General features: G+C 65.4%; 20 protein-coding genes. 10 read left to right on the top strand and 10 right to left on the bottom strand.

Translation table 11 applies throughout. The features are described 5' to 3' along the window. Positions 1–8 precede the first annotated feature (8 nt). The 7 genes from mce to KF688_15895 all read right to left on the bottom strand — a co-directional run bounded on the left by mce (position 9) and on the right by KF688_15895 (position 6,867). The gene (mce, locus tag KF688_15925; GenBank protein ID MBX3427166.1) at positions 9–428 is read right to left on the bottom strand and encodes a methylmalonyl-CoA epimerase; all 420 of its coding nucleotides are present in this window, start codon (positions 426–428) and stop codon (positions 9–11) included. 68 nt (positions 429–496) lie between these two features. Next, positions 497–2,071 (bottom strand): phosphotransferase, encoded by a 1,575-nt coding sequence (locus KF688_15920; GenBank protein MBX3427165.1) that lies wholly within the window; start codon positions 2,069–2,071, stop codon positions 497–499. Positions 2,072–2,166: 95 nt separating this feature from the next. Further along, entirely contained in the window at positions 2,167–2,952 is a 786-nt protein-coding gene (locus KF688_15915) for a biotin--[acetyl-CoA-carboxylase] ligase (protein ID MBX3427164.1), read from the bottom strand. A 162-nt stretch (positions 2,953–3,114) separates the two neighbouring features. After that, complete coding sequence (locus KF688_15910) at positions 3,115–4,224, bottom strand: alpha/beta fold hydrolase (GenBank protein MBX3427163.1); 1,110 nt, start codon at positions 4,222–4,224, stop codon at positions 3,115–3,117. Positions 4,225–4,320: 96 nt separating this feature from the next. Next, positions 4,321–4,662, bottom strand: a complete 342-nt coding sequence (locus KF688_15905; protein MBX3427162.1) for a hypothetical protein — start codon at positions 4,660–4,662, stop codon at positions 4,321–4,323. A gap of 139 nt (positions 4,663–4,801) precedes the next feature. Further along, positions 4,802–5,545, bottom strand: coding sequence for a 3-oxoacyl-ACP reductase FabG (locus KF688_15900; GenBank protein MBX3427161.1), 744 nt, complete (start codon positions 5,543–5,545; stop codon positions 4,802–4,804). A gap of 140 nt (positions 5,546–5,685) precedes the next feature. Then, the gene (locus tag KF688_15895; protein ID MBX3427160.1) at positions 5,686–6,867 is read right to left on the bottom strand and encodes an acetyl-CoA C-acyltransferase family protein; all 1,182 of its coding nucleotides are present in this window, start codon (positions 6,865–6,867) and stop codon (positions 5,686–5,688) included. 683 nt (positions 6,868–7,550) lie between these two features. On the opposite strand from KF688_15895, the gene KF688_15890 reads away from it, so the two are divergent. Both KF688_15890 and KF688_15885 read left to right on the top strand, forming a co-directional pair. Beyond that, positions 7,551–8,066: a CBS domain-containing protein gene (locus KF688_15890; protein ID MBX3427159.1), complete on the top strand. Its 516-nt coding sequence runs from the start codon at positions 7,551–7,553 to the stop codon at positions 8,064–8,066. Further along, positions 8,063–8,494 (top strand): universal stress protein, encoded by a 432-nt coding sequence (locus tag KF688_15885; GenBank protein ID MBX3427158.1) that lies wholly within the window; start codon positions 8,063–8,065, stop codon positions 8,492–8,494. The genes KF688_15890 and KF688_15885 overlap by 4 nt, the downstream gene beginning before the upstream one ends. A 210-nt stretch (positions 8,495–8,704) precedes the next feature. Here KF688_15885 and KF688_15880 read toward each other — a convergent pair whose 3' ends face one another. Then, on the bottom strand, positions 8,705–11,275 hold the full coding sequence (locus KF688_15880; GenBank protein ID MBX3427157.1) for a hypothetical protein: 2,571 nt from the start codon (positions 11,273–11,275) through the stop codon (positions 8,705–8,707). Positions 11,276–11,710: 435 nt separating this feature from the next. After that, positions 11,711–12,535 carry a glucose 1-dehydrogenase gene (locus KF688_15875; GenBank protein ID MBX3427156.1) on the bottom strand — a complete coding sequence of 275 codons (825 nt, stop codon included), beginning with the start codon at positions 12,533–12,535 and terminating at the stop codon, positions 11,711–11,713. Here KF688_15875 and KF688_15870 point away from each other — a divergent pair. The 6 genes from KF688_15870 (at position 12,534) to KF688_15845 (ending at position 20,680) form a co-directional block, all read left to right on the top strand. After that, positions 12,534–12,692, top strand: a complete 159-nt coding sequence (locus KF688_15870; GenBank protein ID MBX3427155.1) for a hypothetical protein — start codon at positions 12,534–12,536, stop codon at positions 12,690–12,692. The two genes, KF688_15875 and KF688_15870, sit on opposite strands and share 2 nt — an antisense overlap. Positions 12,693–12,886: 194 nt before the next feature. Continuing rightward, a complete protein-coding gene (locus tag KF688_15865) occupies positions 12,887–14,293 on the top strand; it encodes an MFS transporter (GenBank protein MBX3427154.1) in 1,407 nt (468 codons plus the stop codon). 56 nt (positions 14,294–14,349) lie between these two features. Further along, positions 14,350–15,501 (top strand): endo-1,4-beta-xylanase, encoded by a 1,152-nt coding sequence (locus KF688_15860; protein MBX3427153.1) that lies wholly within the window; start codon positions 14,350–14,352, stop codon positions 15,499–15,501. A gap of 42 nt (positions 15,502–15,543) precedes the next feature. After that, entirely contained in the window at positions 15,544–17,133 is a 1,590-nt protein-coding gene (locus tag KF688_15855) for a glycoside hydrolase family 43 protein (GenBank protein MBX3427152.1), read from the top strand. Between the two features lie 85 nt (positions 17,134–17,218). Continuing rightward, positions 17,219–19,510 (top strand): glycoside hydrolase family 3 C-terminal domain-containing protein, encoded by a 2,292-nt coding sequence (locus KF688_15850; GenBank protein MBX3427151.1) that lies wholly within the window; start codon positions 17,219–17,221, stop codon positions 19,508–19,510. 90 nt (positions 19,511–19,600) lie between these two features. Continuing rightward, positions 19,601–20,680 carry a mannonate dehydratase gene (locus tag KF688_15845; protein ID MBX3427150.1) on the top strand — a complete coding sequence of 360 codons (1,080 nt, stop codon included), beginning with the start codon at positions 19,601–19,603 and terminating at the stop codon, positions 20,678–20,680. 33 nt (positions 20,681–20,713) lie between these two features. Here the strand turns inward: KF688_15845 and KF688_15840 are convergent, their stop codons facing one another. Then, positions 20,714–21,922, bottom strand: coding sequence for a XylR family transcriptional regulator (locus KF688_15840; protein ID MBX3427149.1), 1,209 nt, complete (start codon positions 21,920–21,922; stop codon positions 20,714–20,716). Positions 21,923–22,598: 676 nt separating this feature from the next. Between KF688_15840 and KF688_15835 the strand changes: the two genes are divergently transcribed. Then, entirely contained in the window at positions 22,599–23,657 is a 1,059-nt protein-coding gene (locus tag KF688_15835; GenBank protein ID MBX3427148.1) for a DUF1559 domain-containing protein, read from the top strand. Positions 23,658–23,699: 42 nt separating this feature from the next. Next, positions 23,700–24,128 (top strand): hypothetical protein, encoded by a 429-nt coding sequence (locus KF688_15830; GenBank protein ID MBX3427147.1) that lies wholly within the window; start codon positions 23,700–23,702, stop codon positions 24,126–24,128. Positions 24,129–24,459 lie beyond the last annotated feature (331 nt).

The raw sequence follows: 24,459 nt of genomic DNA, 5'->3' as shown, positions 1-24,459 counted from the left end.
ATCACCGCTCACGAGTCGCCCCTCTGTGCGGGTTCGCACAACTCGGTGAGCACGCCGTGCGAACTCTTGGGGTGGAGGAAGGCGATCTTCATGTGATGGGCCCCGGGCCGCGGGGTCTCGTCGATCATTCGGACGCCGGCCTGCTTCAGCTCGGCGATCCGCGCCGGCAGATCGTCGACGGTGTACGCCACATGGTGGAGACCGGGACCCCGTTTTTCAAGGAACGCGGCAATCGTGCTCGTTGGATCGGTCGGCTCGAGCAGTTCCAGCCGCACGTCCCCGACGCGAAAAAAGCCCACACGAACTTTCTGCGAGGGAACCTCTTCGACGTGCTCAAACACGGCTCCCATCTCCTCGTAAAACGGCCGCTGCTCGTCAATCGAAGCGACGGCAATGCCGATGTGGTTGACGGCTTTCACGGGTTGCATGGGGAGAGTCCTGGGGGGGAGGGCGAGTGGTGATCTACGGGTGGCGAGCGGGGGAGGGCGGCGGCTTGCTATCTGCGGGGAGCCGCTGGTTCGACCCACTTTGCCCAAAGGCGGCGACCGGCTGCGGCGGTTTGAAAGGCGGCTAGCTTCGGCATTTGCAAATAGAGTGCCAACAAGTCGAGGTTGGAAGCCCGGGTGGCGAAGTCGCGGCTTGCCGGCGCGGCGAACCACCTAGCCGGCATCTCCAGGGCCAACTGCCGGGCGAACTCCTGCGTCAGGACGCCGTCGACGTCGACGGCCCCGCCCCCGATCGACGCGACCACTCCCTCGACGGTGTACAACGACTTGCGAAACAGCATTAACTCGGCGTGCACGCGCAGGCCGGCCGTTTGCACGGCGTCGTCGAGCATTCCCACCAGCCACGCCATCGCCGGCAACGTTCCGTCGATGATCTTGCCCAGCCACCGGCGGACGACGACGCGTACGGCGGCGGCGGCGAACGATCCGCGCTCGGCCAGCGACGCCAACAAATCGGCGATCCGCGTCTCGTCGAGCGCCGCGGCCGCCAGCAGCATTTGCACGATCGCGGCTCGTTCGCCGTGGGTCAGTTCGCCGACAAGGCTCCAGTCGAGGATCGCCAGTCTCCCGTCGTCGGCCAGCATCAGGTTGCCGGCATGCGGGTCGCTGTGGAACACGGCCCGCGCCTGCGGCGCAAAAATCGGTCGCGCCACCAGCGCGGCCGCCACGAGCCGGGCCAGTCGCCGTCGGGCCGAAGTCTCGCTCGGCAGCCGCTCGGTGATCTTCCGGCCGAAGACGCGCTGCATCGCCGTGATTCGCGGCGACGAGTAGGGCAAGAGCGCGGGGATAAGCACCCGCGGCTCGCCGAGGAACTCCCGCCTCGCCGCGAGCAGATGGGTCTGCTCGCGATCGAGCCGCACCTCGCCGGCCAGCTTCTCTTGCACCCGCCGAAACGATTCGGCGTAATCCAGCTGGATCAGCCCCAGTCGTCCGCAAGCGTCGTCGAGGTAGTCGCCCACGCGCCCCAACAACGCTAACTCCTCGCCGAGTTGCTGTTCGATGCCGGGCTTCAGGATTTTGAGCACGCCGGGAAAGTCGCAGCGGCGGGCCTCGGCTGCTTCTCGGGGATCCGCGTGCGCCGCCTGGGCGCCAAACCGAGCGTTGAGAGCCGACGGTCGGGGGCGTTTCTGTCGAAAAGGTACGACGACCGCCACGCTCGCTTCGGCGAGCGGAGTCTCGGCCAATTCGATCTCCCGCTCCCACGCGACGCCCAGGTCCTGGGAAAGGGTCGGTCGCAACTCGTCGACCGGAATGGCCGGGGGGAGAGATTCGAGTTTCTCGAGCTGGTGACGCAGCGCAGGCGCCAAACGCGAATCGCGGGCAAGAATCTGCCCCAACTTGTGGAGCACGGGCGACGAGTGCGCAAGCGCGCCGATCCGCTCAGACGCCGAAGCGTGCGGCCCCAACTCCGCCTGCCGAGCCAACACGCGGACCTGACGAGCTTCGCTCAGCCCGTCCAGGAAGACCGCCAAGGCGCCGACGACCGCCGGCGCAAACTCGCGGTGCTCCGCCGGCAGCAACTCGGCGAGTTCGCCTTCGTCCAGCAGCGACTGCCAATGGTTCATGGCCGCGTCTCCCGGGGCTCGCGACGAGCCGCGGCGTTGCACGAACGACCGCAGGCGAACATGCGATTTCGATCGCCGCTCGCCTTGATTCCGACTCAATCGACGAGCACGTCGCCCGAAACGATGCGGTGCTCGCGACCGTCGGGAGTTTGCAACCGCATGGCGCCGTCGGGGTCGATTCCTTGCATCACGCCGCTCGTCTCGCGCGTGCCGTCCGTAACGCGGATCGGTTGGCCCAGACTCGCGGCGTGCTTCAACCAAGCGGCGACGATCGGCTCAGGACCTTGCTCGGCCAACGTCTCCAGCCACGGTTCCATCGAATTGAGAATCGCTGCAAGTACCGCGCCGCGGTCAATGGCTTGGCCTGCGACTCGGCCCAGCGACTCGGCGATGTCGGCCAGTTCCGGGGGGAATTCCGCCGTGTTCACGTTCACGCCGATGCCGACGATGACGTACTCGACCCGATCGAGCTGCATCGAACCCTCGATGAGGATCCCCGCGAGTTTGCGACCTCGGTACAGCAGATCGTTGGGCCACTTGAGCTGCGGCGGCTGAGGGAGCTGCGATGCAAGCGCCTCGGCCAGCCCGACTCCGGCGGCCAAGCTGACGGGACGCGGCTCGCTCGCCTGCCACGAGGGGCGAAGCAGGATCGAGAAGTACAGATTCTCGCCGGGGGGGGAGTGCCAGCTTCGGTTGACCCGCCCGCGACCGCTCGTCTGGCCGTCGGCCACGACGACCGTGCCGTGCGGCGCTCCCGTCTTGGCAAGCTGCACGGCCTCGTCGTTCGTCGAGCTGAGTTCGCCGTGGCAATGATAGCTGCGGCCCAACCACATTGTGGAAAGTCGGGGGAGAATCGCTTCGGCGAGCAAATCGGCTGGCATGGCCACCTCGTGCAACAAAGGCCTCGGAAATCGTACGGGGGAGCGTCGCTCCCGAGCGTCACTATATCCGAAGTTTCGTCCGATGACGCCCCGCCCGGCTGCGCCGCATCGACGCCTCAAAACGCCCCAGGGCGAGCCGATTCGCCCCCGCAGGCCAAGCCGTCACCCGGATCGGGCTGCCAGCCACTCGTCGATATGCGGCCAAGTGTTCTTCTCGGCTCCGCGGCCGGCCATGATGCCGATGTGTCCTCCTTTGACGCGAAGCACGGTATGGTCGTCGCCGCCGATGTGCTTCATGATCCGCTCGCTTTGGCAGGGAGGGGTGATGTGGTCGGCCTCTGCGATCACATTGAGCACGCTCGCCCGCAGCTGCGCCAAGTCGACTTTCTCGCCGCGAATGGCGAGGGTCCCCTCCATCAGGCGATTCTCCTTGTAGAATTCGTTGATGAGCTGTCGATAAGCCGCCCCCGCCATGGGGATGATGTCTCGGACCCAGGTGTTCATCGCGTGCCAGGCCTCGACCGAGCCGGGATCGTCGAGCCGCTCCCACAAGCCGACGTACGTGCCGAGGTAATTTTCGACCGGCTTAAGCATCTTGGCGCCGGCGTCGATCATCTCGCCCGGGACGTTGCCGAAGGTCTCGACGATGCGGTCGGCGTTGAATGCGGGATCGCTGACCCACTTGACGAAGCCGCCGACCTTCTTGTCGGCGAAGTCGAGCGGGGCGGTCAGCAGGACGAGGTTTTTCAGTCCGTCGTCGGGCCGCAAGGCCGCGTAGATCGTGCTGATAAGCGCCCCCAGGCACCACCCCAGCATGCTGAACTGCTCTTTCCCGGTGAGCGCCTTGAGCTTGCGTACGACTCGAGGCAGGTACTCCAGGGCGTAATCGTCGAATTGGTGATCCTTGTCCTCGGGCCCGGGAATGCCCCAGTCCAAGAGGTACACGTCGTACCCGTGACGCAACATGTACTCGACGAAGCTGTGCCCAGGCCGCAGGTCGAGCACGTACGGCCGGTTCATGATCGCAAAGACCAACAGCAGCGGCACGGGCTTCAGTTGATCCTCGGGGACGACGGGCGTGTAGCGATACAGCTTCGCCTTGTTCAGGCTCCAGACGCATCGTTTCGGGGTCATCGCGATCGAGGCGTCGGTCGTCAGCAGCTCGTTGAAGCGATCGAGCTTCTTCGCGGCGTCGTGGGCGGCCTCGCAGTAGTCGGCGAGCATTGGCGTCGGGCGGCCGTCGTGATCGGTCTTGGTGTCAGTCGCGGACATGGCGAGGCGACTCCTGCTGGTGCTGCCCAGGCCCTTCCCGGGCCGACGGAGGCGAGCTTCACCGAAACTCGCCGAATTGGCGTTGGTTGGTCCGGCCTACGATCTGGTGCGCAACAGGCTCAAGCATTCGTCGAGCTTTGCATCAAGATCGTCGAGCCGCATCTCGACGTTAGTCAGCCGCTCGGCGAGGCGCGTCACGTCCTCGCGACTCGGCAGATTCAAGTTGGCCATCGACTGGGCGATCAGCTTTTGCGTGATCTCGCGGAACGGCCCGCTCGTCTTGAGCCACGCATCGAGCATCTGCCCGCTCGCTTCGCTGTAAGCGTCGCTGCCGACCAGTTCGGTCATCGTCTTGGCCCAGGCCTCCATCCCCTTGTCGCGTATCGTCTTGAACACGCCAGTAGGATCGAGCGGATCGAAGGTGGTCTTATCGCTCATAGGGCGACCGGGGGATGAAGGGATTCTGTTGAGGGTTGCGCCGCTGAAAAGCCGCGTTGGCGATGGGCTGGCCGCTTGCGGCGGTCAGCCCATCGCAAGTTGCGCCGGCCGAGAGTCGACAGCCGATGGCCGACAGGCCCTACATATGCGCTCCGCCGTTGACATTGATCTGTTGGCCGGTGACGTAATCGCCGTCCGCGGCAAGGAACGTGACCGCCTTGGCGATTTCCTCGGGCTTGCCGAAACGCCGCAGCGGGATGCGCGTCTTGATCTGCTCCTGCACCTTGTCGGGGACTTCGTTGAACATGTCGGTCAACGTGAATCCCGGAGCGACCGTGTTGACCGTGATCCCGGAACTGGCCAGTTCGAGCGCCGCGGTGCGGGTCAGGGCGATGATCCCTCCCTTGCTGGCGCTGTAGTTCGCCTGACCGAACGCGCCGACTTGGCCGTTCATCGAGCTGATGTTGATAATCCGCCCGTACTGCTGCTCCATCATCTGCGGAATCGCCGCGGAGATGCACGCGAAGCAACTCCCGAGATTGGTGCGGACGACCTCGTCCCACTCCTCGTCGGTGAGCTTCTTCAGCGATCGATCGCGCGTGATGCCGGCGTTGTTGACCAAAATGTCGAGTCGGCCAAGCTGCTCAATCGCCTTGGCGACCATTGCCCGCGCCTCGGCGGGGACGCCGACGTTCGCTTGAATGAGGACGCACTCGCCCCCTATGGCCGCGATTTCGTCGGCGGCTTCTTTGGCTTTCGCTTCGTTCGAGTTGTAGTTCAGGGCGATCCTAGCCCCTTCGCGAGCCAAGTCGAGCGCGATCGCTCGGCCGATCCCTCGAGAGGCGCCCGTGACTAACGCAGTTTTTCCATCCAAGCGGCCCATGGTGAAATCTCCTTTGGGAGCCGGCGTATTTACGCGCCGAACTCTCAGCAAGAACGGTGAGGGGAGGTTGTCGTGATTTGGTATGCAGTTCGCCGGTTCGCGAGCGGTCGGCCGAGAACCGACCGCTTGCGAGTCCCGGTTCAATCTCGCTCAATGATCGCGGCGATGCCTTGCCCGCCGCCGATGCACATCGTCACCAGCGCCCGTTTGCCGCCGGTGCGCTGGAGCTCGTAGAGCGCCTTGACCGCAAGGATCGCCCCGGTGGCCCCGATCGGGTGGCCCAGCGAGATGCCGCTGCCGTTGGGGTTCGTGCGATCCTCGGGCAAGTTCAGTTCACGGCACACGGCCAAGGCCTGCGCGGCGAACGCCTCGTTGACCTCGAACAGGTCAAAGTCGTCGTTCGTCAGGCCGGACTTCTTGAGCAGCGACTGCACTGCCGGCACCGGCCCGATGCCCATGTACTTGGGATCGACCCCCGCGTAGCTGTACGCGGCCAGTCGGCCTAGCGGTTTCAGTCCGCGCGCGGCGGCTTGCTCCGCTTCCATCAGTACGACTGCCGCGGCCGCGTCGTTGATGCTCGATGCGTTGCCGGGGGTGACGCTCCCCTGCGGATCGAACACTGGCCGCAGCTTCGCCATCCCTTCCAGCGTGGCGTCGGCGCGTACAGTTTCGTCGCGATTGAACGCAACCGTGTCGCGTTTGACCTTAATGTCCACCGGAACGATCTGGTCGACGAATCGCCCCGCCTCGATAGCCGCTGCGGCCCGACGATGGCTTTCGACGGACAACGCGTCCTGGTCCTCGCGCGAGACGTTCCACTTCTTGGCGACGTTCTCGGCCGTGACGCCCATGTGGCAATCGTCGAACGGATCGCTGAGGGCGCCGACCATCATGTCGACCAGCTTGGCGTCGTTCATGCGGGCGCCCCACCGCATGGCGGGGGCCGAGTACGGGCTGCGGCTCATGTTCTCGGCCCCGCCGGCGACGGCCGCCTCGGCGTCGCCGAGGATGATCGCTTGGGCCGCGGTGAGGATCGCCTGCATGCCGCTGCCGCACAGCCGGTTGAGGGTCAAGGCGGGGACCTCATGCGGGAGTCCCCCCTTCACGCCGGCGATGCGAGCCAAGTAATGGTCGTGCGGATCGGTATGAATGACGTTGCCGAACACCACGTGACCGACGTCAGTCGGGTCGATCCCCGCGCGTTTCACCGCTTCGCGCACGCACGTCGCGGCGAGATCGCCGGGGGGAACGTCCTTGAGACTGCCGCCGTACCCGCCGATCGCGGTGCGGACGCCGCTGAGAAAGACAACTTGGCGCGCCATCGCTCGAGCCTCCTGATTTTGAGTACGCCTCGGCCAGCGGCCGACGAGTGCGACGACTGCCGGCGCTCGCGCCGCGCCCGGCGACGTGCAGAGAGAATCCCCGCTTGGCCGCCGGCCGCCGGTTGATTGCCGACAGCCCCGTTCGCCGCGAGCCATCGAGGGGAAAGAACCAATGCGGGGCGTCATTCGGAACAGAACTGTCGACCGCCTGATCGACTCGCCCGCAGGATGCTCGCGGCAGCCCACGGCGAGGGACCGTTGCAACCGCTATGCCCAACCCGAGCCTCCGACTGCGCAAGCCCAGGTTTGTCGACTTCGCACTGGCAGCATCGGCCGACAATCTCGCGGGGCTGAGCGAACGGGCCCATCCGGCGATTCCTGGTGCGCCGCATCGCACACAGGCTTGGCGGGAGGGCTCCTCTGCCGAGGCGCCGCATCGGCGCCGGGTTTGCACTTGCTTCTCTCTGTCGCGCACCGGTCCCTCGCTCGTGCGACGCTCGGCGCCGTTTTCGCACCATCCGACGGCGGTGTCCAGGCGACGAACGCGACGGGTTCCGAGGAGTTGGCGCACTGGCGTCCCCTGCCGGGCGACGCCCTGCAATAATTACCCCGGACGCCCGGACGCGTACGAGGCCGACCGCTTCTGACTTTTCGCCCCATCTCCTCTGCTCATCACGCCACTCATGAACTCCGCTACTTGCGATCCGATGGACCGCCTCCGCGGCCTCCGCGTGTGCGACGTCATGCAACGCAGCGTCGTGTCGATCCCCCAATCCGACACCGCGTGCGAGGCAGCCGCGCGGCTGGTGGCCGCGGGGACGTCAGGAGCCCCGGTCGTCGACGAGGCGGGCCGATGCGTCGGCATGCTCAGCTCGCGCGACTATCTGTCCGAGACGGCCCGCGCCTGCCGACTGCAGGGCGCCCCCGGCTCGGCTTGGGCCGCCGAGGACTTCACCCCGGTCCGCAAGATGATGAGCACCGCCGTCCAATCGATCGACGCCGGCGCATCGCTCATGCATGCAGCCCGCGTCATGTGTCTGGAGCATATTCACCGCGTCGTGGCGCTCGACGAGCGCGGGGCCCCCGCGGGCGTGCTCACCACGCTCGACATAGTCGCCGCAGTGCTGGCCGCCGCCGACGAGGAACGGCAAGAGCTCTCGCGCGACGCAACCGGCCGGCAGGCCAAGAGGATCCGATGATCACGCAATTGTCCGAGCATCCGATTGTCGCGCCGATTGACTTTACTGAGGAGGCGGATCGCGGCGTGCTGTTCGCGCTGAGTCTGGCCAAGTCGCCCGAATTTGTGACGGCACTGCACGTGGCGCCCCCGCTGGCGGCTTTCGAGCCCGGGGTCGTGTGGGATATGGTCAGCGATCAGGATCGCCTCGGCCGGCTGCGCGAAGTGTTCAACGAACGATACCACGACGAACGGTACAAAGGGATGCAGTTCGCCGTCCGCTTCGGCGAACCGGCCCACGAGATCTCCGACTTCGCCCAGGAGTTGAAGGCCGGGCTGATCGTCATGCCCTCGCACGGCCGCACCGGCTTTTCGCACATTGTCATGGGCTCGGTCGCTGAACGCGTCGTACGTTTCGCCCACTGCCCGGTGTTGGTGCTGAAGAGTTAGCGCTGACTGATCGCCGCACATCGGGGCGGAATCTCGCGCACCCGCGCGAAGCCGCAAAGGGGATTGGAGTCTGCCGACTCGCACGGCGCGTGCTCGTCAGATAGGACGATTGCGATTCGCCTCGCGCCTTTGCGCAAGACGTCAATCAACGCTCGAGAGCTTTGTCAGGTCGACCATTTCGATCTGTGACAAAGTACGAGGCGCCCCCGATCACTCCGCGGCAACGAACTCGACGTAGTCGATCCCCGCCCGTTCGTCGGCGTCGGCTTCTCCCTCGACGACAATCGCGTCTCCGGGCCGCAGCGGCACGCCGCGGATCGTGCGGCGGGTCGACGAGTGGGAATCGGGCTTCGTGGTCGGCGTCGGCACGTGGTCGTCGGCCAGCCACTCGTCCAGCAACTGCTCGCCTAGCCGCACGCGGAAGCGGCTCACGCCGTCCTCCTCGTCGAAGTACTGGACCCGCACGTCGTACCAGCCGGGCTCGCCGACGAAGCGGAACGTCGCCGTGCCGCGAGCGGCGCCGGCGGGGAGCTGGGCCGAACTGCTCCCCGAGGCCGCTTCCCAGGGAGCGATCGGGGTCGGCTTGTACCCGACCAGATCCGCGTCCTCGACCTCTTGGCGGCCTGGGTAGACGCCGACTCGCCCCTGCTCGTCGTCGACGCCCGACTTTTTGTGGAACCAACGGCAGATCGCGTCCCGCCACACGACCGCGTGCCCCGCTTGAAAGTCCATGCGGGCCTGCACCTCGCGATGTCGCTGCTCGTCGACGCGGCCGGCGAGAGTCCGCCAGATCTCAGCCGCTTCGGCCGCCGCTTCGGCGCCGGCGTAGTGCTCGTCGTAGAAGTGCTGGATGACCGTCTTGCCGCTGGCGAGTCTGTGAACGTACGGCACATGGTGCATAAACAGCAGCAGATCGTCAGGGCACGTGTCGAGCGACTCGAACTCCGCGGCCACGCGCGGCCGGTACTGGCCGATGAAGCCCGTGCCGGTCGCCACGGTGCGGTTCATGCCGACGCCCGTGTCGCTGGCCCGATGCCACTGCCCCCAGCCGTTGTACTCGCTCGATTCGGGCCCAGGGCCGAAATGGATGTGAATAATGTCGGTCAGCGTGCCGATTCCCAGCGGGCCAGTGTAACTTTCGTAGATCGCCCACGACCGCATCAATAGGCCGACGATCGTCTCGAGGACCTCTTCGTCGGTTCCGAAGGTCAGTCCGGTCCACTCGCGCGCGATCGACTCTGCGGAGAGATCGGCGTTCCAGGCCAGCCGACCGAAGCCGTACAGATTGGCCATGGCCAGATGATGGCCGAGCCAGTTCGCATCGCGGCCGACATTCGCCACGCCGACGAATCCGCCCAGCGGGCGCCCGAACGTGCGCCCTGCGACCAGTTCCTTCACCGGCGTCCCGGCAGGATCGTCCGCGGGTCCGGCCTGCAAGTCGTAGTCGAGCACCCAATTCCACATCGTCGGCTGGTAAACCAGGTGCTTCTGCTGACCAAGGTACTCCTGCGACACCATCAGCTCGATCGCGAGATTCGTCTTTTCCAGTCCGCTGAACAAGGACGAGGGGGGTTCGCGAACTTGGAAATCGATCGGCCCGTGTTTCACTTGAATGACGACGTTGTTCTCGAACTGGCCGTCGAGCGGGCGGAAGTTCTCGTACGCGGCTCGGGCTCGATCGAGCGACAGGTCGCGCCAATCCATCCGGTGGTCGTAGACGAATCCGCGGTAGAACAGCACGCCCCCGTGCGGCTGGGCGGCGCGGGCGATCACGTTGGCCGCGTCGGCGTGGCTGCGGTTGTATTGCGACGGACCGAGCCGCCCCTCGGAGTCGGCCTTGAGGACAAAGCCCCCCAGGTCGGGGACCGCGCGATAGACGGCGTCGATCGCATCCTTCCAGTAGGCGACCGCGACGGGGTCGAGCGGGTCGAAGGTTGTCGCGCCCCCGACTTCGCGGGGAGTTGCGAAGCTGAGCGACAGATAGACCTGCACCCCCCAGGGACGCATCGCCGCGGCGATCCGAGCGACCTCGGGAAGGTACTCCGCGGAGATGACGCGCGGGTCCGCGTTGACGTTGTTGATCGAGCAGCCGTTGATCCCTACGGAAGCGAGCAAGCGGGCGTAGTCGCCGATCCGCGTCAAATCGGTCGCGACGTGGTCGTTCTCCCAGAAGATCGAACGCCCGCCGTATCCGCGCTCGATCGAGCCGTCGAGATTGTCCCACTGGTTGACGATTCGCACGGGGGCGCAAGGAGTCTCCATGAGGGCGACGTCGGCCAGCGTCCCCTCGAGCGCCACGTGCCGCAGCAACGCAAACGCGCCGTACAACAGCCCGCGGTCAGAGCTCGAATGAACGAAGATCGCCGGCTGTCCGTGGTAATGGCCAGCGTCGATGCTGAACCCTTCGACGGAGGTCCGTCGGCGCGGAGCGTTGCCTGACTGCGACCCCTGCAGGTCGACGTCAGGCAGCCGCGACAGCACGATGGCGGCCTCTCCGACGGGGCCTTCTGCGGAGATGCGCAGCACGCGGCCGGTCATTCCGCGAAACCCGCGGACCAACTCCTCGGCGGCGGCGACCACGACGGGCGAGTCCCCGGGCGCCACGATCACAGCAGGCAACTCGGCGCGCACGCGCTCCAATCGGTCGGTCGGCAACGGGGAATAGCGCAGCCAGCCGTCGTAACCCGTCTCGGCGAAAGTCGGGGCGGGGTCTGCTGCAACGCACAAGAGCCAACCGACGACAAGCGCGAATCGACGCCACAGACATGCGCGATCGACCACGCTCGACTCAAGCCTAGTCGCATGCACAGGCACAGTGGTCGCAGAACTGTGCGGCATGCGGGACTGGGCTTGCAGAGGTCGCCTCATGCCGCCGAACGCCTGGCGCGAGATACGCCTTGGCGATGGAGCCGGCGGCCTCGATTTCCGGACGCTTCTCGGGACGGCGCCTGCGCACTCTGCGCCTCTGCGTGAGATCTGTTCCCAGACAAAGAGCTTCGCAACTCTCTCGCCAAATCGACGGCCCGCGCGAGCGTAAGAATTCATCAGGAGAATGGCGTGCGAGGAGGGGTGACGGAAGCGGCTGACGAGGACGTCGGCGATCCCTTAAGATACGCGATCGCGATTCTGCCCCCAACCGACGAGGCTGGCTCGTCAGAGCGGACGAGGCTCCGCCGAGCCAGTCAGGCCGAGGCTCGCCCATCTCGAGCCCCTGCCTCAGAACCCAATGCTCGCCCCGCCGTCGACGGGGAGCACGACGCCCGTGATAAACTTAGCGGCCGTGGAGCAAAGGAAGGTCGCGGCCAAGCCGACGTCCTCGGGGGCGCCAAACCGGTTCAGCGGCGTGCGGGCGATGACCTTCGCTTCTCGTTCCGGGTCGCCGCTCATCGAGTTGCGGAGCATATCCGACTCGATCCACCCCGGGGCGATGGCGTTGACTCGGACCCCGCCGGGCGAGGCCTCGGCGGCCAGCGATCGGACTAACCCCACGATCCCCGCCTTCGCCGCGGAATAGGCGGACACCTTTGGCAGCCCGATCAACGACGCCATCGAGGCCACGAACAACACGTTCCCCCGCCCGCGCTGGATCATGCCCGGCAGCACGGCCTGGCTCATGCTGAAGGCGCCGATGAGGTTGGTCTGCAGCACTTCGGCGAACTCGGCGGCCGACATCTCGACGGCCAGCTTCTTGAGATGGATGCCGGCGTTGTTGACCAAAATCGTCGGCGAACCGACGCGGTCGACGATCCGCTGAACGAGCTCGCCGTGCTCCTCGTGGAGCGTGACGTCGTGGACTTCCCAAGTCGCGTTCTCGCCAAGATCGGCGGCCGATTGAGAAAGAATCTCAGCGCGGCGGCCGACAAGTACGACCTGCGCCCCCGCGGCGACGAAGGCCCGTGCAATCCCCAATCCCAACCCGGTGCCGCCGCCGGTCACCACCGCCGTTTCGCCGACGAGCGAAAAGGGCCCCGCGTCGCTCCGGCCGTTGGTTTCCGGTCCGCTGGCGGCCGTGTTCGTCGATACTGCAAGCGGTGATTTCATGAAGGAGCGAATCGCGACCAGCGACAAGCACGACCGAATTCGGTTCGCACCGTCGGCGATCCAACAGGAGGCGGGAACAACGTACGAGTCGCAGAACGTGCCGCGCCTCGGCGGGATTGACGACTGCCCCGGACCGTCCGGTTCATCGAGCCCGTGAAGGCATCATCGTCACTAAGGGAAGAAAGGGCAATTTGCAGACGCAATACGAAAACTTTTCTTCGCGATTACATATGGGCGAAGTGGATTCGCTCGATAATACTCGGAACGTCACCCCTCCGGGCCTCGGCCACGGGAGGCGATTGCTCTTCTCAGTCAGAGCGTCGCCCTTGCAGACGCGATAAGGAAACAGCGATGTCGGCCGAGAACGAGCGGTTGCCGATTTCGGAGAAGATCGGCTACGGCCTGGGCGACTGCGCCGCGAACTTCGTGTTCATGACGCAGATGATGTTTCTGTTCGATTTCTACACGAACGTGCTCAAGTTGAGCGCCTTCACGGTCGGCACGATCTTTTGGGCGTCGCGACTGTGGGACGCGATCAACGACCCGATCATCGGGGGATTGGCCGACCGCACCGAGACCCGGTGGGGCAAGTTTCGGCCTTGGATTCTCGCTTCGGCGTTTCCTTTCGCCGTGCTGTTCGTGCTGGCGTACACGGCCCCGGACTTGGGGCACACCGGCAAGATCATCTGGGCGGTCGTCACCTACAACGCCCTCATGATGATGTACACGGTGAACAACGTCCCCTACTCGGCCCTGACCGGGGTCATGACGGGCGACATCGCCGAACGGGCCAAACTGGTCCAATGGCGATTTGTCATGGCGATGACCGCGCAGTTTCTCGTCGGGGCCTACACCATGACGCTCGTCGCCCGTTTCGGAGGAACGGCCGAGGACGGCACAGTCGTCGATCCGGCGCGGGGCTACCAAATCACCATCGCGATCTGGGCTGCGCTGGCGGCTCTGTTCTTTGTCATCACGTTCCTGACGACCAAAGAGCGGATCGTTCCCACGGCTCAACAGAAGTCGTCGCTGGGGACCGATCTTCGCGACCTGGCGGGCAATCGCAATTGGGTCGTCCTGGCGGCGGCGACGGTGCTCATTTTCATCGCTCTGGCGATGCGCGGCGGATCGACCGTCCCCTATTTCAACTACTATCTCGAGCGAACCGAGATCTTCGGAACGTCCCTGCGAACCGACAAACTCGTCGGCTGGTTCAACGGCATCAGCACGGCGCTGACGATCGTCGGCGTGCTCCTCTCGAAGCCGCTGGCAATGCGATTTGGCAAGCGCAACGTCTTCCGCACGAGCATCTTCCTCTCGGCCGTCGGCATCACGGCGTTTTATCTGCTCCCCCCGACCGCCACCGAGGCGATGTTCGCCGTGCAGTACCTGATGCAGTTCATTTACGGGATCAGCGTGCCGCTGTTGTGGGCGATGATGGCCGACGTCGCCGATTTCACCGAGTGGAAGCACAATCGCCGGGCGACGGCCATGACCTTCGCCGCGACCGTGTTCGCCCTGAAACTCGGTCTGAGCCTGGGAGGAGCGCTGCAGGGCTACATCCTGGCCATGCACGGCTACGTCTCCGACGGCGTCCAAACCCCGTTGGCCAAGGCGGGAATCGCAAAAGTCATGAGTCTGTACCCCGCGCTGGCGTTCTTCGCCGCGGCGGTCTGCCTGCTGTACTACCAAATCGACCGCCAAGCCGAACATGACATGCACGACGAGTTGACCGCGCGACGTGCCGCAAACGCTTGACGCCGAGAAGCCTGCGGTCGGTCTTTCACAACGGACCTCGCTACGGAGTTGATACGATGCACGCCTTGCTGCTTCCTGCCGCCGCTCTTGCGTTTGTCTGCTGCGCGTCGACGGCCGTCGTCGCCGAACCGCCGGCGCTCAAGGACGCGTTTCGCGACGATTTCCTCGTCGGCGCCGCGCTGGGGACGCAGCATGTTCTGGGGCGAGAACCGGCCGCCCTGGAGCTGGTCGCGCGGGAGTACAACACCGTGACCCCCGAGAACTTGCTCAAATGGGCCGAGGTTCACCCGGACCCCGAGCGCTACAACTGGGGACCGGCCGATCAATACGTCGATTGGGCCGAGGAACACGAGATGTTCGTCGTGGGGCATACGCTGGTGTGGCACAGCCAAACCCCGGGGTGGGTCTTTGCGGGAAAGGACGGCGGGGCGCTCGATCGCGAAACGGCGATTGAGCGGATGAAGACGCACATCGACGCGGTCGTCGGACGCTACCAGGGGCGCGTCCACGGCTGGGACGTCGTCAACGAGGCAATCCTCGAAAACGGGGACTGGCGCACCGGCACGGCCCCCGGCGGGCCCGGTCGGGCGCCCGGCTCGCCGTGGCATGCCGCGATCGGCGACGATTTCATCGAGCAAGCCTTCCGCATGGCGCACGAAGCCGATCCCGAGGCCGAACTCTACTACAACGACTACAACGAGTGGTATCCGGGAAAGATCCGGGCGATCTCGGAATTGGTGACCTCGCTTCAGGCGAAAGGGGTGCGGATCGACGGCGTCGGCCTGCAAGGACATTGGGGGATGGATTACCCCAGCCTCGATGAGATCGACCACATGCTCGTCGAGTACGGCAAGCTGGGGGTCAAGCTCATGGTGACCGAGCTCGACATTAACGTCGTGCGCGACAAGTCGGAGAACACCGGCGCCGAGATCAGCGACATTCCGGGCGCGACGCGGGCGAATCCCTATCCCGACGGACTCCCCCCCGAACTGGAAGCGGCGCTGGCCCAGCGGTACGCCGAGATCTTCCGCGTGCTGAGGAAGCACAAGGACAAGCTGTCGCGCGTCACGTTCTGGGGGGTCCACGACGGCCATTCGTGGCTCAACAATCGCCCCCCCGGGCGGAAGAACTATCCGCTGTTGTTCGATCGCAAGTTGCAGCCAAAGCCGGCGTACGCCGCACTGCTGCGAGTCGCCGCGGGGGAGTAATCTGCGACTCGCCGACTTGCTTAAGAAGGGAGTGACGACTCGGTGTTCCGCACAATCGCCATCGCTGGTTGGTTCGCCTGCCTCGCCGTGACGGGCGCCTCCCGCGGGGCCGAGCCGACGTTTCAGAATCCGATTCAAGCGGGGTTCTATCCCGACCCGAGCGTCTGTCGCGCCGGCGACGACTACTACCTCGTCCACAGCACGTTCGAGTACTTTCCCGGGGCGCCGATCTTTCACAGCCGCGATCTCGTCCACTGGCGACAAATCGGGCACTGTCTCGATCGCCCGTCGCAGTTGAACCTGGAGAAGATGCGTCCCTCTGCGGGAATCTTCGCGCCGACGATCCGCCATCACGACGGCGTGTTCTATCTGGTTACGACCAACGTCTGGGGCGGAGGCAATTTCTTCTGCACGGCGACCGACCCGGCCGGGCCGTGGTCCGAGCCCGTTTGGCTCGATCGCGAGGGAATCGACCCCTCGCTCTTCTTCGACGACGACGGGACCGTCTACTACATGCGGCATGTCGGCGGAGGGGACGGATACATCGGACTGCAGCAGCTCGACCTCGCCGCGGGCAAGCTCGTGGGCGAGATGAAGGAAATCTGGCGCGGCACGGGGGGCGTGTGGGCCGAGGGACCGCACCTCTACAAGCGCGACGGGTGGTACTACGTGCTGATCGCCGAGGGGGGAACGAGCTTCAACCACGCGGTGACGATCGCTCGCAGCAAGTCGCCCTGGGGACCGTACGAGTCGTGTCCCCGCAACCCGATCTTGACGCATGTCGATCGGCCCGAACATCCCGTGCAGGCGCTGGGACACGCGGACTTCGTCGAGACCCCCGCCGGGTGGTGGACCGTATTCCTGGGCATCCGCCCGCAGGGAGGCCGGGTGCACCACCTGGGCCGCGAGACGTTCCTCGCCCCGGTCGTCTGGGACGACGACGGCTGGCCGACGATCGGTACGGCGGGAAAGATGGAGATCGAGACCCCGGCCCCCGCGCTGCCGCCGCACCCCTGGCCGACGCTGCCGCAGCGCGACGAGTTCGAGGCCCCGAAACTCGACTTCGCCTGGAACTTTCTCCGCAATCCCCGCGCCGAGGATTGGTCGCTGAGCGAGCGCCCTGGGTATCTCCGGCTGCACGGCTCGGCGGTCCCGCTCGGGGCGCAGGACTCGCCGGCGTTCGTCGGGCGCCGGCAAACGGCCCTCGCTTGCATCGTGCAGACGAAGCTGTCGTTCGATCCGCAGAGCGACGGCGAAGAAGCGGGCCTCGTCGTGCGCGGCAACGATGCGAACTACTACGCGTTGGTCGTGACCCGTCGCGACGGCGGCCGCACGGCGACGCTCCGCCGGGTGCTCAAAGGAGAGGTTGTCGGGCCGGTGGAGCTCCGCCCTCTGCCGCCGGGAGACGTCGTGCTCAAGGTCATCGCGTCGCCCACGGAGTACCAGTTCTTCTGCATCACCGCGGGGGGAGAAGCGTTGCCGCTGGGCGGCGCCTCGCCGCAGGACCTGTCCAGCGAGCGGATCGGCGGCTTCACCGGCGTTTACCTCGGCATGTTCGCCGCGGGCCCCGGCCAGCGGGCATCGACGCCCGCTGATTTCGATTGGTTTGATTTCGAGGTCGTCGAGCGTTGATCCTACGGCGACCCGCCGGTCTCGATCGTCTATCGTGTTGGCATCCTCGCGCCTTGCGCATCCTCTCCCGTGCCCTGAATCCGCCATGTCCGCCGTGCTCGAAATCGTCCCGTTTCGTAATGCTTCGCTCCCCGTCGCCGAGCGCGTCGCCGATCTACTGTCGCGGATGACGCTGGAAGAGAAGGCCGCGCAGATGACCTGCGTCTGGCGCGAGAAAGCCGACTGTCTGGTCGATGAGGCCGGCGAGTTCGACGAGGCGAAGGCCCGCGCGCGATTCGGGCACGGACACGGGCTGGGGCAGGTGGGACGACCCAGCGACTCCGCCGGCGGACTCGGGCCCCGGCAAACCGCCGAATTGACTAACGCGATTCAGAAGTTCTTCATCGAGAACAGCCGGCTGGGGATCCCCGTCTTCTTCCACGAAGAGTGCCTCCACGGCCAAGCGGCGATTGACTCGACCAGCTTCCCGCAGCCGATCGGACTGGGCGCCACGTTCGACCCCGATCTGGTCGAGCGGCTCTACGCCATGACGGCGCTCGAGGCTCGCGTCCGCGGAGCCCATCAGGCCCTCACCCCCGTCGTCGACGTCGCTCGCGACCCGCGGTGGGGACGCGTCGAGGAGACGTTCGGCGAGGATCCGTATCTCGTCGGCGAGTTGGGGGTCGCCGCCGTGCAGGGATTCCAGGGGGATCGCGCCTTCCAAGACAAGTCGCGGGTCGTCGCCACGCTCAAGCACTTCGCCGCCCACGGACAGCCCGAATCAGGCACGAACTGCGCCCCGGTGAGCGTCTCGGAGCGCGTACTTCGCGAGACGTTTCTCGCACCGTTCCAGACCGTCCTCAAGCGAGCCGGGGCGATGAGCGTGATGGCCTCGTACAACGAGATCGACGGCGTCCCCTCGCACGCCAACCGCTGGCTGCTGCGCGACGTTCTCCGCGGCGAGTGGGGATTCGCCGGGACCGTGGTCTCCGACTACTACGCGATCCGCGAATTGGCCGATCGGCCCGGGTTGTACGGGCATCACCTAGCCGATGACGGCAAAGGAGCGGCCCTGTTGGCCGTGCGCGCAGGAGTGAACATCGAACTCCCCGAGCCCGATTGCTATCAACATCTTGTCGAGTTGGTTGAGGAGGGAACGCTCGCCGAAGCGGAACTCGACGCGCTGGTCGCCCCGCTGTTGGCCCAGAAGTTTCAGCTCGGCTTGTTCGAGGACCCGTACGTTGATCCGGCCGAAGCCGAACGAGTCGTCGGACGCCCTGAGCATGCGGCGCTGGCGCTCGAAGCGGCCAAGAAAACGATCACGCTGCTCAAGAACGAAGGAAGCGTCGCTCCCCTGTCGGCCGAGACGGTGCGGACAATCGCCGTGATCGGCCCCAACGCCGATCGCGAGCTGTTAGGGGGCTACAGCGGCCAACCGAAGCGGAGTTCGACGGTGCTGTCGGGGATCCGCGAGCGGGTCGGCGACGCGGTCGACGTCCTCTATCACGAAGGCTGCAAGATCACGATCGGAGGTTCGTGGTGGCAGGACGAGGTCGTCCCGAACGACCCGGTCGAGGATCGTCGCACGATCGCCGAGGCGGTCGAGCTTGCGCGCCGGGCCGACGTCGTCGTCCTCGCCCTCGGGGGGAATGAACAAACCTCGCGAGAGGCGTGGGACGCGGTCCACATGGGCGATCGCACCGACCTCGATCTGCTCGGCCTGCAGGACGAACTGGTCGACGCAATCGCCGAACTCGGCAAGCCGATTGTGGCGCTCGTGTTCAACGGCCGGCCTCTGTCGATTCGCAATCTGGCGGAGAAGGCCGACGCGATCTTCGAGTGCTGGTACCTCGGCCAGGAAACCGGTCCCGCCGTCGCCCAGGCGTTGTTCGGCGATTTCAGCCCGGGGGGAAAGCTGTCGATCACGTTCCCCCGCTCCGTGGGACACGTTCCCGCGTACTACAACCACCGCCCCTCGGCCCGGCGCGGGTACCTGTTCGACACGACGGCGCCGTTGTTCCCCTTCGGCTTCGGGCTCAGCTACACGCAGTTTCAGTTCAGTCCGCCGCGGTTAGAGAAAGCGCGAATCGCCCGGGGCGAGTCGACGCACGTGCTCGTGGACGTGACCAACGTCGGAAAGTGCATCGGGGACGAGGTCGTTCAAATGTACGTCCGGGACGAGGTCAGTTCGTCGACCCGGCCGGTCAAGGAGCTCAAAGGGTTCGAGCGGATCACGCTCGCCCCCGGCGAGACCCGCACGGTGGCGCTCCCCCTCACCCCCGACCGGCTGGCGTTCTGGAACATCGACAAACAGTTCGTCGTCGAGCCGGGCGCGTTCACCGTGATGGTCGGCCCGAATTCCGTCGAACTGCAATCGACGACCCTGGTCGTAGGCTGAGTCGCCCCGCCAAACGACGCGACATGACGATTGGCGTGCGCGACACTCCGCCGAGCTTCACCTCTCTTCCCCCTGGCCACTCGCCCCTCCATGCATCTCGGTCTCGGTCTCTATCGTCACATGCTCACGCCGGAGAACTTGCAGTTCGCCCGGCAGGCGGGGTGTACGCACATCGTGGCGCATCTGGTCGATTACTTTCGCGGCGGGGATCACGGCGCCCACGACAACCAACCGACCGGGGCGCTCGGCGGATGGGGCTTGGCCGGCGACCCGGACGTCTTGTGGACCGTCGAGCAGCTCGTCGAGATGCGACGGCGGGTGAACGACGCGGGACTCGAACTCGAAGCGATCGAGAACTTCGACCCCGCCCACTGGCACGACGTGCTGCTGGACGGCCCGCGCAAAGCGGTCCACTACGAGAACGTCAAGGAAACGGTCCGCCGCGTCGGGGCGGCCGGCATCCCGATCATGGGATATAACTTCAGCATCGCGGGAGTCTGCGGGCGAACGACCGGGCCCTTTGCCCGCGGGGGGGCGACGTCGGTGGGAATGGACGGCCCTTACGACGAACCGATGCCGCGCGGCATGGCGTGGAACATGGTGGTCGACCCGCATGCAGCGGAGGGGTTCGTGCCGCCGGTCGACCACGAGACGCTGTGGCGGCGGCACGGCGAGTTTCTGGACGAGGTGCTCCCCGTGGCCGAGGAGGCGGGCGTCGCCCTGGCGGCTCACCCCGACGACCCGCCGATGCCGACGATGCGCGGGCAGGCGCGACTCGTGTTCCAGCCCCGCATGTTCCAGCAGATTCTCGACCGCCGTCCCAGCCCGGCGAACAAACTGGAATTCTGCATCGGCACCATCGCCGAGATGACCGAGGGGGACGTTTACGAAACGGTCGCCAAGTACGCCCGGCAAGGCGCCGTCGGATACGTCCATCTGCGCAACGTCGCGGGCAAAGTCCCCGACTACCGCGAGACGTTCGTCGACGACGGCGACGTGAACCTCGCCCGCGTGCTGCGAATTCTTCACGAGAACGGCTTCAACGGGGTGGTCATCCCCGACCACGCGCCGCAAATGGCCTGCAGCGCCCCGTGGCACGCGGGGATGGCGTATGCGTTGGGATATATCCGGGCCGTTCTGCAGATCGTTTCCGGCGAGCGCACGCCGTAGCCGCCGCTGGGAAGACGCGCTCTGGTTGCGAGCTTACTGGGCGTTCTGCGGCTGCGGGCGCGCGACGCCGGCGGTGTAGCCGAGTTCCTGACGATAGCGCCGCGGCGTGACCCCGACGCGCCGTTGGAAGAACTGGATGAAGTACGCCGCCGTCCCGAACCCCGAAAAATCGGCGACCTTCGACACGGGAAAGGTCGTTTCCAACAGCAGTCGCTTCGCCCGTTCGAGCCGCGTGAGCTGGATTTCGTCGAGGATCGTCCGCCCGATCGTCTCGCGGAATCGCTTCTCAAGATGCCGGCGCGACACCGCGACCTCCTCGACGACCGAATCGACCGAGATGTTGCATCCCTTCTCGCGATGGATGAACTGCAGTGCGGCCGCGACGTCGGGGTCCTCGACCGCCACAATGTCGGACGACCGCCGCGTCACCACGTGCAAAGCCTCGACGACGATCCGCTTCGGCTTGCGGACCTTGCCGCTCATCATGCCGTCGAGCAGTTCCGCGGCTCGATAGCCGGCCGTCTCGGCGTTCAGCGCCACGCTGGAGAGCGGAGGATTGGCCAACGCGCAAAACACCTCGTCGTTGTCGACGCCCACGACGGCGACGTCCTCGGGCACCCGAAGCCCCGCGATCGTGCAGGCTTCGAGCACCTCGCGACCACGGTCGTCGTTGCAGGCGAACAGTCCGACCGGCCGGGGAAGATCGTCCAGCCAGCGGGCGAGGATCGCTTGTTCGCGCTCCCAAACCCGATCCTGGGCGCGCTTCGGCTGCTTGTAGGAGTGGACTCCGTATCCTGCCTGCGTCAAAAGTTGCGCGAAAACGACCTCGCGACGTCGCGACCACGCCCGATCATCCAGTCCCACGTAGGCGAAATGCTGGAATCGCCGTTGCAGAAGATGCTCGGCCGCCATCGACGCGACCTGCCGCGGATCCGAACTGACCTCCGAGAACGCGGCCAGCGGACTGTCGGGCTGCATTTGTTGATCGGTCAGTCCTAGGGCGACCGTGGGGACGTTGGCTTCCAGAATCGCCCGAGCGGTTTGCTCGTCGGGAATGCGAGCGATGATGCCGGCCCCTCCCCAGGTGCGCATCTTCGGCACCGCGTGGCGGTAGTCGCCCGCGGTAATGTGGAAGCTCCACGGGCCGTGAAGCTGCGCATAGCGGGCCACGCCGCGAAGAAAATCGCGGCCGAATCCGCGGGCCGTCTCGACAAGCAGAGCGACGCGAGGCTGTTCAGGCATGGGGACGACGGGCGCCGAGGAGGAGACAGAGGACGGGACGATCGACTCTCGCAACGCGTCTGACGCGGGACCCGTCGATCGCCATTCACACAACAATTTACCTGCAATTGCGGCGACGAGGCCGACGGAGAATGTCGTAATTGTGCAAAAACATATTGCATTTGCGACCGACGATCTTTCTGACCGGTTCGCTCTCTCCCAGTCCTTTCAAGCCGGACGTCGGCTCCGCAACCAGCATGGGAAAAGAGAGCAATGTGCAGCACCGAACTGCGTTTGCCTCAGGGAACCACGCGATTGGTCGCCTCATAGGTCCGGCGTCGAGCGCACCGCATGGCCGGGCGATTCGCCGCTGGCGAACGTGCGCGGCACAAGCCCGCACCCGGTCGTCGTGTGCAAGATCGCAATTCAGAAACAGATTTGCGCAATTGAAAATTTCGCCGATGCCCGTCGTTGTTACATTTGAAATTGCAGTTCGAGCGACCTGCAGAACGCTTCCGGCGAACGCGGACTTCAACGCGGCCGGCGGGGCGTCCGACAACCCGGAATCGCGAACTTTGTTCCTCTCATCATCCGTTCGGTGACGCGTCGGGGCTGCCAAGCTTTGCTCGTCGCAATTCACCGATCCGACTTATTCACGCGGACTGCGCATTCGCAGTCGTCAGGAAAGCGGCGCATCATGAAACGCACTTCTCGGGCGTTTACTTTGGTCGAGCTGTTGGTGGTGATCGCCATTATCGGCGTCTTGGTCGCGCTGTTGCTGCCGGCGATCCAGGCGGCGCGTGAGGCGGCGCGTCGTTCGGAATGCGCCAACAACCTCCGTCAAATCGGCCTCGCTTTTTCGAATTTCGAGAGCGCGAACCGCAGGTTGCCCTACGGCGCGTTTTACCCGAACAACGGAAGGTCGTTCGACGAGCTGATGAAGCCTGGCGCCGTGAATCACTGGAACTACGTCACGCAGATCATGCCGTACATGGAACTGGCTGCGGTCGTTGCCAGCTTCGACATGGTTCCCAAGAGCGTCGGCGACATTAGCTGGGCGCCGAGTTCCGCGGCCAATCGAGCTGCGCTTGACGGCCTGAAGTTGCCGCAGTTCGTGTGTCCGAGCGACCCCGTGGCGGGCCAGCCCCTGTTCAACGATCGGTACGATCGCTCGGGCTTCTTCCTGCCGCAACCGCCGTTCCCTCTGCAGGGCAACTGGTACGTCGCCTCGGTGGGGCCGACGCAACCCGACCGTTGTTACGTGTCGGCAGGCCCGCCGAGGTTGGCGTTCGAGCAGGCGCGCCTGGTGTGCATGGGGCTCAACTACGGTTCCACCACCGGCGCCTTGGAGTCGAATCCCTGTTATCCGGCCGGCCGAAGCGGCCCTTGCGGTCAGGACGGGGCGTTTGTCGGGATGTTCGGCCGCACCACGGTGGCGGTGACGCTCCGGCAGGTCGAGGACGGGGTCTCGAACACCATCATGGCCGGAGAAACAATCCCGGCTCACAACAACCGCAACGCCCTGTTCAGCAACGTCATCGTCTTTGCCTCGACTCATATCACGTTCAACGCGCTCAACGAAAACGTCATCGAAGATTACTGGCGCAATAGCGGGTACAAGAGCCATCACCCTTCCGGCGCTCATCTGCTGATGGGGGACGCTTCGGTCCATTTTGTGAGCGAGGACATCGACTACTATCTGTACAACGCTCTCGGCACGACTTCCGGCGGAGAATCCGGCGCCGTGTCGCAGTAGTGCGTTTGGGATGCGTTTCCTTCCTGCCTGATCGTTCGCCTCGTGCTCAAGACAACCAACCAACTTGTATTAGGGTCCTTGTTGTTCGCCGCGGCCGCAGCGGCGGGATGCGGCGGCAACGACAAGCCGCTGGTTCCGGTCGCCGGTCGCGTCACCTACGGCGGCGGGGCGTGGCCCTTTCCGGGATATGTCACGTTTTCTCCCTTTGAATCCTCGGCGTCGACCCCCGCCCGGCCCGGTTCGGGGCCGTTCAAGACGGACGGCAAGTTCGTGGTCGGGTCGTACCTGCCGGGAGACGGACTGCTGCCCGGCAGGTACCACGTCAGCGTCTCGTGCATTGATCCCAACGATGCGTCCAAATCGCCGCAAGACTTGGAGCGGGTGCCTGCGGACTTTACGACGGAACCGCTCGTGGTCGAGGCCGGCCAAGACGCGATCGAACTGAACTTCGACGTCCCCAAGAAGAAATAGGCGAGGAGCAGTTGCAGAGCCCCGATCGCGACTGCCGCGCAAGCGAAGCGTCCGCTGATGTCAATGACTTCCTTCGCCGCGGTCAGATTCGGCAACTGGTTCTCGGACTTTCATGAACGGACTTCTCGGCAGATCTCATTGGAAGCGCGTTGCTGACCCGCGCGCAAGCGGGACGGCACGGAAGTGCGCTGGCAACTCATCTCGTTACTAAACCGCTCGCCCGATCTCAACACTGAAAGGCGCCACGATGAAGGGCAATATTGCCGCACTTGTGTTCCGACGACTGAGGGCTCGTTTTGCGGCGTGCGCCGTCGTCGCCGCGATTGGCATG

The organism is Pirellulales bacterium (assembly GCA_019636345.1).
Taxonomy (GTDB): domain Bacteria; phylum Planctomycetota; class Planctomycetia; order Pirellulales; family Lacipirellulaceae.
The sequence above is the reverse complement of the archived record's forward strand: the minus strand, read 5'-3'. Positions and strand labels throughout refer to the sequence as shown.